Source organism: Streptomyces sp. NPDC058685, assembly GCF_042714725.1.
In the GTDB taxonomy this organism is placed as follows: Bacteria; Actinomycetota; Actinomycetes; order Streptomycetales; family Streptomycetaceae; genus Streptomyces.
In genome coordinates this window covers 1-12204 of the sequence record NZ_JBHXSL010000008.1, presented here as the reverse complement: position 1 = coordinate 12204, position 12204 = coordinate 1, and the positions used below count along the sequence as shown (strand labels likewise).

General features: G+C 73.2%; 12 protein-coding genes. 11 read left to right on the top strand and 1 reads right to left on the bottom strand.

From position 1 onward, the window contains the following. Nucleotides 1-10 precede the first annotated feature (10 nt). Genes ACFWU3_RS09625 through ACFWU3_RS09615 form a run of 3 tightly spaced genes read left to right on the top strand, consistent with a single transcriptional unit; the run spans nucleotide 11 to nucleotide 1112 of the window. A complete protein-coding gene (locus ACFWU3_RS09625; protein WP_313943113.1) occupies nucleotides 11-454 on the top strand; it encodes a phage tail protein in 444 nt (147 codons plus the stop codon). Beyond that, nucleotides 454-957 carry a hypothetical protein gene (locus ACFWU3_RS09620; protein ID WP_384433682.1) on the top strand — a complete coding sequence of 168 codons (504 nt, stop codon included), beginning with the start codon at nucleotides 454-456 and terminating at the stop codon, nucleotides 955-957. The genes ACFWU3_RS09625 and ACFWU3_RS09620 overlap by 1 nt, the downstream gene beginning before the upstream one ends. Continuing rightward, nucleotides 954-1112 (top strand): DUF6760 family protein, encoded by a 159-nt coding sequence (locus tag ACFWU3_RS09615; RefSeq protein ID WP_313943111.1) that lies wholly within the window; start codon nucleotides 954-956, stop codon nucleotides 1110-1112. Before ACFWU3_RS09620 ends, ACFWU3_RS09615 begins: the two co-directional genes overlap by 4 nt. A 977-nt stretch (nucleotides 1113-2089) precedes the next feature. Here ACFWU3_RS09615 and ACFWU3_RS09610 read toward each other — a convergent pair. Beyond that, nucleotides 2090-2371: a hypothetical protein gene (locus tag ACFWU3_RS09610; RefSeq protein WP_384433679.1), complete on the bottom strand. Its 282-nt coding sequence runs from the start codon at nucleotides 2369-2371 to the stop codon at nucleotides 2090-2092. Nucleotides 2372-4160: 1789 nt separating this feature from the next. Here ACFWU3_RS09610 and ACFWU3_RS09605 point away from each other — a divergent pair. The 8 genes from ACFWU3_RS09605 (at nucleotide 4161) to ACFWU3_RS09570 (ending at nucleotide 12021) form a co-directional block, all read left to right on the top strand. Further along, the gene (locus ACFWU3_RS09605; RefSeq protein ID WP_384433676.1) at nucleotides 4161-4538 is read left to right on the top strand and encodes a hypothetical protein; all 378 of its coding nucleotides are present in this window, start codon (nucleotides 4161-4163) and stop codon (nucleotides 4536-4538) included. A 66-nt stretch (nucleotides 4539-4604) separates the two neighbouring features. Then, nucleotides 4605-5030: a phage tail protein gene (locus ACFWU3_RS09600; protein WP_313943107.1), complete on the top strand. Its 426-nt coding sequence runs from the start codon at nucleotides 4605-4607 to the stop codon at nucleotides 5028-5030. A gap of 15 nt (nucleotides 5031-5045) precedes the next feature. Continuing rightward, on the top strand, nucleotides 5046-5768 hold the full coding sequence (locus ACFWU3_RS09595; RefSeq protein WP_384433673.1) for a peptidase M23: 723 nt from the start codon (nucleotides 5046-5048) through the stop codon (nucleotides 5766-5768). Further along, complete coding sequence (locus tag ACFWU3_RS09590; protein WP_384433670.1) at nucleotides 5768-7630, top strand: VgrG-related protein; 1863 nt, start codon at nucleotides 5768-5770, stop codon at nucleotides 7628-7630. The genes ACFWU3_RS09595 and ACFWU3_RS09590 overlap by 1 nt, the downstream gene beginning before the upstream one ends. Next, nucleotides 7630-8055 (top strand): GPW/gp25 family protein, encoded by a 426-nt coding sequence (locus ACFWU3_RS09585; RefSeq protein WP_313943105.1) that lies wholly within the window; start codon nucleotides 7630-7632, stop codon nucleotides 8053-8055. The genes ACFWU3_RS09590 and ACFWU3_RS09585 overlap by 1 nt, the downstream gene beginning before the upstream one ends. Next, nucleotides 8055-10013 (top strand): putative baseplate assembly protein, encoded by a 1959-nt coding sequence (locus tag ACFWU3_RS09580; protein ID WP_384433667.1) that lies wholly within the window; start codon nucleotides 8055-8057, stop codon nucleotides 10011-10013. The genes ACFWU3_RS09585 and ACFWU3_RS09580 overlap by 1 nt, the downstream gene beginning before the upstream one ends. After that, nucleotides 10010-10567 carry a phage tail protein gene (locus ACFWU3_RS09575; protein ID WP_384433664.1) on the top strand — a complete coding sequence of 186 codons (558 nt, stop codon included), beginning with the start codon at nucleotides 10010-10012 and terminating at the stop codon, nucleotides 10565-10567. Before ACFWU3_RS09580 ends, ACFWU3_RS09575 begins: the two co-directional genes overlap by 4 nt. Next, nucleotides 10564-12021, top strand: coding sequence for an NADase-type glycan-binding domain-containing protein (locus ACFWU3_RS09570; RefSeq protein WP_384433661.1), 1458 nt, complete (start codon nucleotides 10564-10566; stop codon nucleotides 12019-12021). The genes ACFWU3_RS09575 and ACFWU3_RS09570 overlap by 4 nt, the downstream gene beginning before the upstream one ends. The last annotated feature ends 183 nt before the right edge of the window (nucleotides 12022-12204 follow it).

Sequence of the window (12204 nt, the reverse complement as noted above, 5' to 3'; positions counted from 1 at the left end):
CAGAGAACAGATGAGCCTCAGCCCGGGTGACTCCCTCACCTCACACAATTTCGGCCTCCAGATCGACGGAGTGATGGTCGAGTACCTCGCCGAGGTCAGCGGTCTGACCATCGAGCAGGACGTCATCAAGAGCCCGCAGAACTCGGCGCAGGGCAGGCCCGAGATCAGTCTCATGCCGGGTGTGCAGAAGGACGGTCAGTGCACCGTCGTACGTGGCATGACCCAGTCGCCCGCGTTCACGACGTGGATCAACGACTCGATCTCCGGCCGGATGAGCACCGCCCGCAAGGACGCCTCGATCATTCTGATGGACTACGAGAACAACCCGGTCAAGCGCTACAACATGCGCAAGGCATGGTGCAGCAAGATCGACGCCAGCACCCTCAAGGCGGGCGAGGCCTCGGCGCTCACCGAGACCGTGACCATCGTCTTCGAAGAACTGGTCATCGAGTAATGCGGCGTACGACGGCCAGAACGGGCGCCGGCCCGGTCGTGGACGTACCGGCCCCGGAGGCGGCCGCGGGACCGGAGCAGACGGCTGCTCCGGTGCCCGCGCCCGCCCCGGCTCCGGCCCCGGTCGAGCAGCGGCTGCGGACGGAGTTCCCCTTCCAACTGCCCCGCGGCTACGTCGACGGGACCGGCACGGTCCACCGGGACGGCGTCATGCGTCTCGCCACGGCCCGGGACGAACTGATCCCGCTGCGGGACGTCAGAGTGCAGGAGAACCCCGCCTATCTGTCGGTGGTCCTGCTGGGCCGGGTCATCACCGGCCTCGGCACGCTTCCGTCGGTGCACGACGGCGTGGTGGAGAACATGTTCGCCTCCGACCTCGCGTTCCTCCAGGACTTCTACCGTCAGGTGAACGCCGAGGGCCACACGCGGGCCGCCGTGCAGTGCCCGCACTGTTCGGAGCCGTTCGAGGTCGAACTCGGCGGGAGCCGCCTGGGGGAATCGTGACGTACGCGACCGACCGGCTGCACGAGGAGATCGCGTACGTCGCCTACCACTTCCACTGGAGCATGGAGGAGATCCTGGACCTCGAACACCACGATCGCCGCCGCTATACGGAACAGATCGCGTCCCTGGTGGCGCGGGGCGGGGCGGAGGGCTGAGGGATGGGGTTCTTCGAACGGCTCAGGGGTGGATCGGCGGCTGCCGCAGGCCGCCGAGGCGGCGACGCGGCCGCGGTTGCGAGCCCGGCCGTGGGGACGAACTCGGCTGTGGGGGGCGGGAGTTCGTCGGGCGCGGGCGCTGATGCGGGCGCGGGCGCGGAGGGTACGGGCACGGGTTCTGAGGCCGCGGTCGCGGTGACGGCCGGCTGGGCGGGGCTGGCTCCGATGCAGCGGGCTGTCGGCAGACAGCCCGGTGTCGCGGACGCCGGCTTCGGCGGGCGGCTGAGCACCTGGCAGAACCCCTCCTTCACCGGGACCCTGTCCCACGCCGTCCTGGACGGGGCCCCGGGAGGGCTGGTCAAGGACGTGCTCACCACGTCGGCGCAACCGGTCCCCGGACTCGAACTGCCCTCGCGGACCCTGCCGGTGGCGGTGGCCGAACCCGAGGAGCCGGAGGCGGAGCCGGGCGCTGCGCTGCCGGTACAGCGCGCGTCCTGGGAGGTCACGGCGTCGCGCCCGGAGGGGCCGCGCGTGACTCCCGTGGTGCCTCGGTCCGACCGGCCGACCCTGTTGACGAGCGCGAGGGCGACGCCAGTCGTGCAGCGGCGTGCACTGCCGGTGGCGCGCCGCGAACGCGCGGGCGGTGGCGGCTCGGTGGGCCGCGAGCCGGTGGTCGCAGCCCCTTCGGCCGCTGAGGCGGTCGGTCCGGTCCTCCCGGCCGATTCGGTGGCGGGCTCGGTCGGTGCGGAGGTGGACCCGCTCGCGGCGGCCCGGGCCGTGGCCGGCGGTGACCTGGACGCCCCGAGGGCCGGGGCGGCCGGCGTCCCGGTCGGCGTTGCTCCGGACACCTCCGGCAGCCGGCCCGCCGAGTCCCGTCGAGCGGTGGCTGGTTCCGATGCGACCGCGACCGGTCCAGCGCTTCCCCCGGTCATCCCCGAACGCAAGGCGGCAGGCCCCGCCGGAGCCGAGACCGACATTCAGCGGGCGACGGCCGAGCCGCACGGCACGGCGACGACGCGCCCAGGCACGGACGCGCCCGGCGGAGGGGCGCAGCGCACGGGCGGTACGGCAGACGGCTCCAGTGGGGCTTCGGCCGATGTCCGGCGGTCGACGGCGAGCCGCGGCGTCACCGCCTCCGAGGCCACCGGGACGACGGCCGGAGGCAACACGGGGGCGGTCGCACCCGGCATGCCGGCGGCAGGCGCGGGGGAGGCGGTGGCACGTATCCAGAGGGCGGAGACACCCCCGAGCACCAGCATGTCGACCCCTCGCACGGGCACGGCGGCTGACACCATTGGGGCCGCAACGCCCCCTGGCGGGGCGGTAGTCGACGCCCGTGGGACGGCCGTCGCGACTCCCGGTCCCGCACCCGCACCCGGCGAGCGCGGCGGTGCGGCGACCGGCCCCGGCGACTCGGTGCTCAATGTCCAACGGGCGGCGACAGGACACCGTGCTGCGGCGACCGCCGCCGACGCGGACATGGGCCATACCGAACGGTCGACAGAGCCCACCGGGTCGGCGGACGGCGCGAGCGGGACGAGAGCGACGATCACCCCTCTCGGCACCGCGACCCCTCCCGCCGGAACCACGGCAGAGCCCACGCCTTCGGCGGCCCCCGCGCCCGTCCGGCCGGTGGCCGACCGGGGCATCCAGACGCCTCGCCCGGCTCCGGCAATCAACTCTCCCGGCCCGTACCAGGGTTCGGGCTCGGCATCGGCACCAGCAGCTTCGGCAGCCGCCGGCCCTGTTGCCACCACCCCCAGCGCGATCACCCCGGCGGTCACCGGCGCCCACAGCCCGGAAGCCGGCTCCCCGCGTACGACAACCGGCTCCGACACCACGGCGGCCTCGTCGCGTGCGGATATGAACTCGTATGGTTCCGAGGGGAGTCGAGGCGTACCCGCAGTCCCGAGCCCTCCGCCCGTCCCGAGCCCTCCGCCTGTCCCGAGCCCTCCGCCCGTCCCGGGCGCGCCCCCGGTACAGCGGAGCCTCCCCGACAAGGTCCGGCGTACGGGCCTCGGAGCGCCGCTCGCACGGAACGCACCCTCAGCCGGCACGCCCTCTGTCCGCCCGGCGTCTGCGACGCCGCCACGCGGATCGGCCACACCTCGGCCCCAGAGTCCCTCGGCCCGGCCCACCGGCCCAGCCTCATCTTCGCGCCCGGCGGACCGGCCCGACTCGTCGGCCGTTTCCGAGGTACCGACACCGTCGCCCGCACCCGCCGTCAGCGCTCCGCCGCCTGCTCCCGTACAGCGCGCCACGACCCCCACCCCCCAGCGGCGGCCCCTCCTCGGCGCACCTCTCTCCGCCCTGCCCCCGGGAGCCGAACCCCTTGCGGGACGTACCGATTCCGGCGGCTCGCGGAGCCTCGCAGGGCCGCATCCCGCACAGCCCGTACCGCCCCTCCAGCGAGCGGCGACCACACGCCAGGCGGCGCCGGATCGTACGGGCGTACCGGTCGCGCGGGCCCTTCACCAGCCGTCGACCGGTTCCGGGGCACCGTCCGACCACCCACCGGCCGTCCCTCTGGCGAGCCCCGCGGGCACCTCCCGTGCCGTGGAGCGCAAAGCCACCACCGCCCCCGCGCCGTCCCCGGCCGCTCCGGTCCGTGCCCTGACTCCCGCACGTGCCCTCACCTCGGCGGTTCCACCCCCGGTACCCGCTGTCCAACGCCAGGCGGCCCCGGCCGCCGTACCCCTGCGCCGTCCCGCGCCCACGCCTGCGACAGACCGACGGGCACCTTCCGCGGGTGGTGGGCCGACCGTGCAGCGATCCACCGCCCCCGGCCCCCGCCCCGCTGCCCAACGACTGACGTCAGCCGGTCCCGGGCTCAGGCCGACGACGACCACGCCCCCGGCAACCCCGCTCCCCACCCGCCTCGCGCCGCTGTCGCAGGCGACAGCGGTTCCGCCGAGCGCGCGCCCCGTACCGGCAGTGGTCCAGCGACACGCCCACCAAGCACCCGCACCGGCACACACGACGACCACCGCCGCGGCATCCGTACCCACGCCCGCGCGCACCACGACCACCGCCGCAGCATCCGTACCCATGCCCGCGCGCACCGCAGCACCCGTCCCCGTCCAACGCGACCCCAAGAACCCGCTTCTTCCGACTCCCGCCACAACCACCACCGCCGTCGCGCCCGTTACCTCCCACCACACCACGTCCCACGGCTCCGGCTCCTCGGCCTCCGGTTCCTCCGCCTCCGGCTCCACCGGTGTCCCGCCCGGCCGGGACACCGCCGCAGGCGAGCCCCCGCCCGCGTACACCCCGGTCGCCAAGGGCCAGTTCGACCCCCGATCCCTGACCGACTTCCAGCTCGACGAGCTCACGCACAGGCTGATCGGCCGCATCACCCGGCTGATCCGTACCGAACTGCGCCTCGACCGGGAGCGGGTCGGCAAGCTCCGCGACCCCCGTCGCTGAGCCGCCCCACGCCCACCGCAACAAGCACCGCACGCACCACCGACGTCCGCAGAAAGGCCGCCCCCGATGTCCCGCGATCTCGACCCGGGCTCCACCATCTTCTTCACCCTCACCATCGACGGCGAGAGCCTCGGCTACTTCAACGGGTGCGAAGGGCTCTCGTCCGCGGTGGAGGTCGAGCAGCACCAGGAGGGCGGCAACAACGGGTTCGTGTGGCAACTCCCGTCGCGCGTCACCTTCTCCACCATCCGCCTGACCCGACCGCTCACCCCGGACACCACCAAGGTCGCGGCCTGGATCTCCTCCGTGGCCACCGGGATCAAGCGGCCGACCGCGCAGATCGCCGCGTTGCGCGCGGACGGTTCGGAAGTGGCCCACTGGGGGCTGATCGACGTGCTGCCGGTCAGCTGGCAGGGCCCCACCCTGGACCCGGCCAACCCGGGCGTGGCCACGGAGGTCCTGGAGATCACCCACCACGGGTTCACGGACTGAGGGGCGGCACACGACATGGCACAGGGCAAGAAGGGCGCCGGCAAGAGCCTGGTGCGCGCCACGCTCGCCATCCACGAGCCGCCCGTCGGAACCAGCACCACCCCGGGCGCTCTGATCAAGACGTTCACCTTCGACTTCAACCCCGCTCAGTTGCAGCTGAGCCGCCGCGCCCAGTGGAAGTCCACGCCCGCGGCGGCCGTGCGTGACGGCACGGTCCCCGAGTTCATGGGGCCCGAGCCCCGGGAGATGACGGTCGAGGTCTTCCTGGATTCGTCCGGCAAACCGAGCGGCACCTCGGTGCTGAAGAAGGTGGAGTCCCTGCTCGACTGCTGCGAGGTGACGGGCAAGAGTATCGCCGCCAAGCAGCCGTCGCCGCCATGGGTGGTGTTCCAGTGGGGCTCGTTCTCCACGGCCCGCTTCACCGCGTACGTGAGTTCCGTCGACGTCACGTACTCCCTGTTCGGCACGACCGGTGTGCCGATCCGTGCCACCTGCCAGGTGTCGCTGCACGAGATCCCCGCCAAGACCAAGGGACAGAACCCGACATCGGGCGCGCTGACCGCGCGCAGCGTGCACCGGGTCGTGGCGGGCGACTCGCTCCCGTCACTGGCCTGGCGCGAGTACGGCAACGCCTCCGCCTGGCGGTCGATCGCCGAGGCCAATGACATCGACGACCCGTCCCGTCTGCCCACCGGCATCGAACTCGTCCTTCCGGCCGCCGAGGAGGTGGGACTCTGATGGTGAAGCCCTCCTTCTCCAACGTCATCCACGTCACCATCGACAGCAAGAAGCTGCCGCCCGCATACGCGGACCTGCTCGTCGGCGGCTGGGTCGACCTCGGGGCCGGGGTGCCCGGCGCGTTCCGGCTCACCTTCCGCGACCCGCATGGGCAGTTGCTCGGCAAACTGAACATCAGGTTCGGCTCCAAGGTGGTCCTGGCACCTGTCTCCGACGGCCAGGGAGCGGCGTCCCCGCTGCTCACCGGTGAGGTCACCGGCATGGAGACCGACTACGACGGCACCGGCACCTTCACCGTCATCCGCGGCTACGACCCGGGCCACCGGCTGATGCGGGTGCGCAGAGTGGCCGCGTACCGCAACCAGACCGCCTCCGACATCGCCCGGAAACTGGCCGGGACGAACGGCATCCCGATCGGCGAGGTCCAGGGCACCAAGGGCGTCTACGAGTTCGTCAGCCAGTCCCATGTGACGGACTGGGACTTCCTGGCGCGGCTCGCCGACGAGAACGAGATGGTGATGTCGCTTGACCCCAAGGGGAAGTTCCGGTTCGTGAAACCGGACCCGGCGTCCGGGGCGCCCCCGACGAGCACACCCGGCGAGAAGAGCCCGTTCGTGCTCCAGGGCGGCATCGACGTGCTGCGCTGCCGGGCCGCCGTCACCGCCGCCGACCAGGTCGACAAGGTCGAGGCACGCGGCTGGGACGTCAGGACCAAGAAGAAGATCGTGGAGTTGGCGAAGGCGAGCAGCAACCCGGGCATCGCCATCGGCACCACCCCGGGGAAGGCGGCCACGGCCTTCAAGGCCGCCAAACTGGTCGAGACCGACACCCCGTACGACCGGCAGACCGAGGTCAGGTTCGCCGCCGGCTCCCTCGCCGACGACATCACCTCCTCCTTCGCCGAACTCGAGGTCACGGTGCGCGGCAACCCCCAGCTGCGTCCTGGTGTGCCCGTCACGCTCACCGAGGTGGGCACACCGTTCGAGGGCAAGTACACGGTCACCTCCGTACGGCACACCTTCGGCGACGGCAGTCACTACGAGACGTGGGTGACCGTCAGCGGCCGGCAGTGGCGCTCGCTGTTCGGTCTGACCTCCGGCGGCGGCACGGCGGCCCCTCGGCTGCCGAGTGTGGCCAACGCGCTGGTCACCGACGTACAGGACCCGCTGAAGCAGGGGCGCGTGAAACTGCAGTTCCCGTGGCTGGACGACGCGTACGTCAGCGACTGGACCCGCACCGTGCAGTTGGGCGGTTCGGGCGGCGGCGGGGTCTTCCCGGCGGACGTCGGCGACGAGGTGCTGGTGGCTTTCGACCGGGGCGCCCTCGACCATCCCTTCGTCATCGGCGGGCTCTACAACGGCCGGGACCAGCCGACCGTCGTCAAGGACGTGCCGCTGCACGACGGACTCAAGAAACAGGCGATCCGGCACACCCTGTCCGACCGGCAGGGCAACCGCGTGGACCTGCTCAGCCAGAAGACCGGCGCCCGCAAGCAGGGGGTGCGCATCGTCACCGGCAACGACCGGCTGACCATCGACCTCGACCGCACCCGGACCGAGATCACCGTGGACAGCAAGGGCGCCGTCACCATCACCGGCGGCACCTCGGTGTCCGTCGAGGCCGGCAACGACCTGACCCTCTCGGCGGGCAAATCCCTCACCATCAAGAGCGGCGGCCTCATGAACATCCGGGCGCGGTCCGCCCTCAACGTCAGCTCGACCGCCGGGGTCCTCGCCCTCGGGGCGCTCGGACCCTCGGGCAGTGTGCAGCTCCGGACCACCGGACCGGGCGGTGTGAACGTGCAGTCCCCGTTCATCCGCATGCTGGGCCTGGTCACCGCCAACGGGAAGCCGGTGATCTGATGGCCGAGCAGTTCGTCGGATCGGGCTGGGCGTTCCCGCTGCGGATCGGGCCCACCGGAGGCATCGCCCTGGTCAGCGGAGAGCGCGAGATCGAGGAGGCGATCCGGCTCGTGCTGGCCACCGCCCCGGGTGAGCGGCCGATGCGCCCCGAGTTCGGCTGCGCCATCCACGACCTGGTGTTCGCACCGGTCAACGAGGCGACCGCGGGCCGCATCCAGCACGAGGTGTACGCCGGCCTCGACCGCTGGGAACCGCGCATCGAGGTCCATGACGTCGAGGTCACCGCGGGCACCGAGCAGGGCGTGCTCTTCATCGACGTCCGCTACTCGATCCGTGGGACCAACAACCCGCGCAGCCTGGTCTTCCCGTTCTATGTCATCCCCTCCCACGACGAGCCGGACCCGGCTCCCGAAAGCGACCGCTGATGGCTCTGCCCTCCCCGAACCTCGACGACCGCCGCTTCCAGCAGTTCGTCGACGATGCCAAGCGCTACATCCAGCAGCGCGCCCCGGAGTGGACGGACCACAACGTCTCCGACCCCGGTGTCACCCTCGTGGAAACGGTCGCCCACATGGCCGACCAGATCGTCTACCGGCTCAACCGGGTGCCGGAGAAGAACCACCTGGCCTTCCTGGACCTCGTCGGCATCACCCTCTTCCCGCCCTCGGCCGCCCGCACCGATGTCACGTTCTGGCTGTCCGCACCGCAGGAGGACCATGTCCTGCTGCCCGTCGGCACCGAGGTGGCCACCACGCGCACCGAGAGCGAGGAAGCGGTCGTGTTCGCGACCGAGCGTGAACTGACCGTCGTGCCGTGCGAGTTGAGGAACCTCGTGGTCCAGCAGAGCGGTGAGGCCCGCGCCGACAGGACCGCCGACCTCGCCGAGGGCAAGGACGTGATGTGCTTCGCCGAGTCGCCCCGGCCCGGTGACTGCATGCTGCTCGGCCTCAGCGCCGCCGTACCGCACTGCGCGCTCGCGATGGAACTGGACAGCCGGGTCGACGGAGTCGGTGTCGACCCGCGACAGCCGCCGCTGGTCTGGGAGGCCTGGACCGAGGACGGCTGGGCGGCCTGCGAGGTCGACCGTGACGGCACCGGCGGACTGAACAGGCCGGGCGAGGTGGTCCTGCACATTCCCGGCGGGCACACCGTCTCCCGCACCGGCGGCCAGGAAGCCGGCTGGCTGCGCTGCCGGGTCACCGAGCCGCTGCCCGACCAGCCCTTCTACACGACCTCCCCGACCGTACAGTCCGCGGAGGCGTTCACCATCGGCGGCACCACCACCGCCGTCCACGCGGAGACCGTGTACGACGAGGCGCTCGGCGAGTCCACCGGCCTGCCCGGACAGCGGTTGCGCCTGGCCCACGCACCCGTGGTCGGCGACACCCCGCCGGTGCTGCTCCAGACCGCCGAGCGCGACGGGTGGGCCGACTGGGACGTCGTGCCGTCCTTCGCCGCGACCGCCCCGCACGACCGGCACATCACCCTCGACGCCGCCACCGGCGAGATCGCCTTCGGCCCCGCGGTCCGGGAACCCGACGGCACACTGCGCCAGTACGGTGCCGTGGCCGCCAAGGGCGCCGTCATCCGTGCCCTGCGCTACCGCACCGGAGGAGGCAGGGCCGGCAACGTCGCCCGCGGCGCCGTCCGGGTGCTGCGCACCTCCGTCCCGTACGTCTCCGAGGTCGTCAACCGGGAGGCCGCGCGCGGCGGGGTCGACGGCGAGACGGTGGCGGAGGCGAAGACCAGGGCGCCCATCACCCTGCGCGCCCAGGAGCGGGCGGTGACCCTGCGCGACTACGAGGAACTCGCCCGCCGTGCCGCCCCCGAGACGGCCCGCATCACCTGCCTGGAGGGCGACGAGGGAGAGCACGGGGCGTACGCGGTACGGGTGTTGGTGGTCCCGCAGGCGGTACCGGACCCCGGCGGCCGGCTGCGTTTCGAGCAACTGGTCCCCGGCGACGCGCTGCTGCGGCGCATCACCCGGTACCTCGACGAACGCCGTCTGATCGGCACCCGGCTGGCCGTGGGCCCGCCCTTCTACCAGGGCGTCACGGTGGTCGCGACGCTGCACGCGTTCCGGGGCACCGACACCGACCGGGTCCGGCGCCAGGCACACGACGCCCTCTACCGCCATCTCGACCCGCTGACCGGCGGCGCCGACGGGCAGGGCTGGCCCTTCGGCCGCCCCGTGCAGTCCGGCGAGGTCTTCGCTGTCCTCCAGCGCGTCCCCGGCGTCGAACTCGTCGACGAGGTCCAGCTCCACCCCGCCGACCCCCTCACCGGGAAGCGCGGCGAGGCCACCAACCGGATCGATCTCACCCCGCCCTCCCTGGTGTTCTCCTTCGACCACCGGGTCCGCGTGATCGGGGACGGGGCGTGAGGGGCTCCGTCGACGGGCTGGAATCCTCCGCACCGATCGGCGCGATGCTGCCCGCGGTCTTCGCCGACGACGACCTCGCGCAGCGTTTCGTCGCCGGGCTCGACGAGGTGATCGCGCCGATCCTGAACGTTCTCGACTGCCTGGACTCCTACTTCACACCGACCCTCGCCCCGGTGGACTTCACCCACTGGCTCGGCGGCTGGGTCGGGGCCGAGACCGACGGCACGGAACCGGAGGTCCGGCTGCGCGAGGCCGTCGCCGCCGCCGCGTATCTGCACCGCGTCCGCGGTACCCGCCGCGGTCTCGCCGAGGCGATCCGGCTCGCCTTCGGCGTGGAGCCCGAGATCACCGAGAGCGGCGCCGCCGACTGGGACGCACGCCCGCTCGGTCCGGTCCCCGGCGAGCGCCGACCGCGACTGAACGTCACGCTGCGGCTGCCCGACCCGACCCCTTCGGACGAACACCGTCTGGACAGCCTCGTCGCGGCCGCCCGGCCCGCCCACATGCCCTACGCGGTCCAGGTGATCGCCGCCGAAAGGAATCCCGAGAGATGACCAGCCAGACCTCCGGCACCGGCCCCGGACGGGAAGGGGTCCCGAGCTGCGCCGAGTGCGGAACCCGGGCCGAACCCGGACAGTCCTTCTGCGACTCCTGCGGCGCGGTGCTCGGCTGGACCGCGTCCCCGTCCGCCGCATCGTCATCGTCCACGCCGGCGTCCGCGTCCGCCGGGCCGGTGGCAACGGCCGTGCCCGCGGCTGCCGTTCCGGACCGGGCCCGGAGCGCCGAGGGCGGGACGGCCCACGTGCCGGACCGGGGCGCCGCGTCCCGGACCCCGGTCGCGGGCGGCTCCGGCACGACGGCCGACAGCGAGCGCGGACACGACGCATCAACCCCGCCCCCGCGGGCCGGCGGAGCGACACCTGCCGCGACGGGCGGCCCGCACGAGCCGAGGACCGACAGCCCGCACGACGGAGGCGGACGGACCACGGCACGCCGAGGGGACGCCGACCCCGACGCCACCGCGGACACCGCCCCCACCCGGCCCGTGCCGTCAGCCGCCCCCGACTCCGCTCCGCCCGCCGCTCATGACCCTGTTCCCGCACCGGACGCGGCGTCCGAGCGCGCCAGGTCCCTGCTCGTACCGGTCGCCGACCCCGAACACCGGGCTCCGGCCGAGCCGGCCGTGGCACCCGTGCTGCCGGGCCGCCCGGTCGCCGCCCGTCCGCAGGTCCGGGCCCCGGAACCGGACCACGGAACCACCGGCGGAGTGCGCTGCCCCTGGTGCTCCACCGCCAACCGGCCGGACCGGCACTTCTGCGGACGCTGCGCCATGCCCATGGCCGAGAGGCCGCATACGCCAGGCCAACTGCCGTGGTGGCGGCGCCTGTTCGCGTCCCGCGACGGTGCGGCCCCGTGGGCCGGCGACCGCCCGCGCCTGCGCCGGGGCTTCGGCCGTGTCCTCAACTGGGTGGTGGCGGCGCTGGTCCTCGCCCTGCTCATCACCGCCCTGGTCAAGGCCGACGACGGTGTACAGGCGACACGCGATCACTTCGCCAAGCGGGCACCCCTCTCGCCGGACCGGGTCACGGCCTCCCGCTCGTACCCCGGGCACGGCCCGCAGCTGTTGGTCGACAAGCTCAACAACACCTGGTGGGGCCCGGGTATCTCGCAGTCCGGCAAGGGGGAGTGGGTGGAGGCACACTTCGACCGCCCGACCCGCCTGCTGGACCTCGTGATCACCTCAGGTGTCTCGGCCCGCGCCGACCAGCTGTCCTCGTCGGCGCTCCCGCACCGTGTCGAGGCACGGATCACCACCGCCGACGGCAGGACGACGACGCGCCACATCACCCTCGACCAGAGTGCCGGGGGCCAGCGGCGCCCCTTCCGCGTCGGTGAGGTCACCGCGGTGCGCTTCACACTGGAGTCGGCACACGGAGCCTCGGGCGCCAAGCAGATATCCCTCGCCGAGATCGAGTTCTTCGGCCCGTCCAGCAGCGGCGTCTCGTAAGGCCGGGACGCGGGAGCCCGCCGTCCCGCAACTCCCGGGCCTGCGGGGGGAGCGGATGGCGGGCGCGGACGAGGGGGGCCGGGGGGGCCCGGCGCGGCCCGCGGGCCCCCCCCCCCCCCCCCCCCCCCCCCCCCCCCCCCCCCCACCCCCCCCCCCCCTCCGGGACGCGGGGTGGGCGCCCCC

Coding starts and splice junctions, on each gene's coding strand:
- ACFWU3_RS09610 (WP_384433679.1), bottom strand. CDS start 2,371: ATGCTGGTGCTCGGGGGTGTCTCCGCCCTCTGGATACGTGCCACCGCC.
- ACFWU3_RS09580 (WP_384433667.1), top strand. CDS start 8,055: ATGGCTCTGCCCTCCCCGAACCTCGACGACCGCCGCTTCCAGCAGTTC.
- ACFWU3_RS09585 (WP_313943105.1), top strand. CDS start 7,630: ATGGCCGAGCAGTTCGTCGGATCGGGCTGGGCGTTCCCGCTGCGGATC.
- ACFWU3_RS09595 (WP_384433673.1), top strand. CDS start 5,046: ATGGCACAGGGCAAGAAGGGCGCCGGCAAGAGCCTGGTGCGCGCCACG.
- ACFWU3_RS09590 (WP_384433670.1), top strand. CDS start 5,768: ATGGTGAAGCCCTCCTTCTCCAACGTCATCCACGTCACCATCGACAGC.
- ACFWU3_RS09625 (WP_313943113.1), top strand. CDS start 11: ATGAGCCTCAGCCCGGGTGACTCCCTCACCTCACACAATTTCGGCCTC.
- ACFWU3_RS09620 (WP_384433682.1), top strand. CDS start 454: ATGCGGCGTACGACGGCCAGAACGGGCGCCGGCCCGGTCGTGGACGTA.
- ACFWU3_RS09570 (WP_384433661.1), top strand. CDS start 10,564: ATGACCAGCCAGACCTCCGGCACCGGCCCCGGACGGGAAGGGGTCCCG.
- ACFWU3_RS09605 (WP_384433676.1), top strand. CDS start 4,161: ATGCCCGCGCGCACCGCAGCACCCGTCCCCGTCCAACGCGACCCCAAG.
- ACFWU3_RS09600 (WP_313943107.1), top strand. CDS start 4,605: ATGTCCCGCGATCTCGACCCGGGCTCCACCATCTTCTTCACCCTCACC.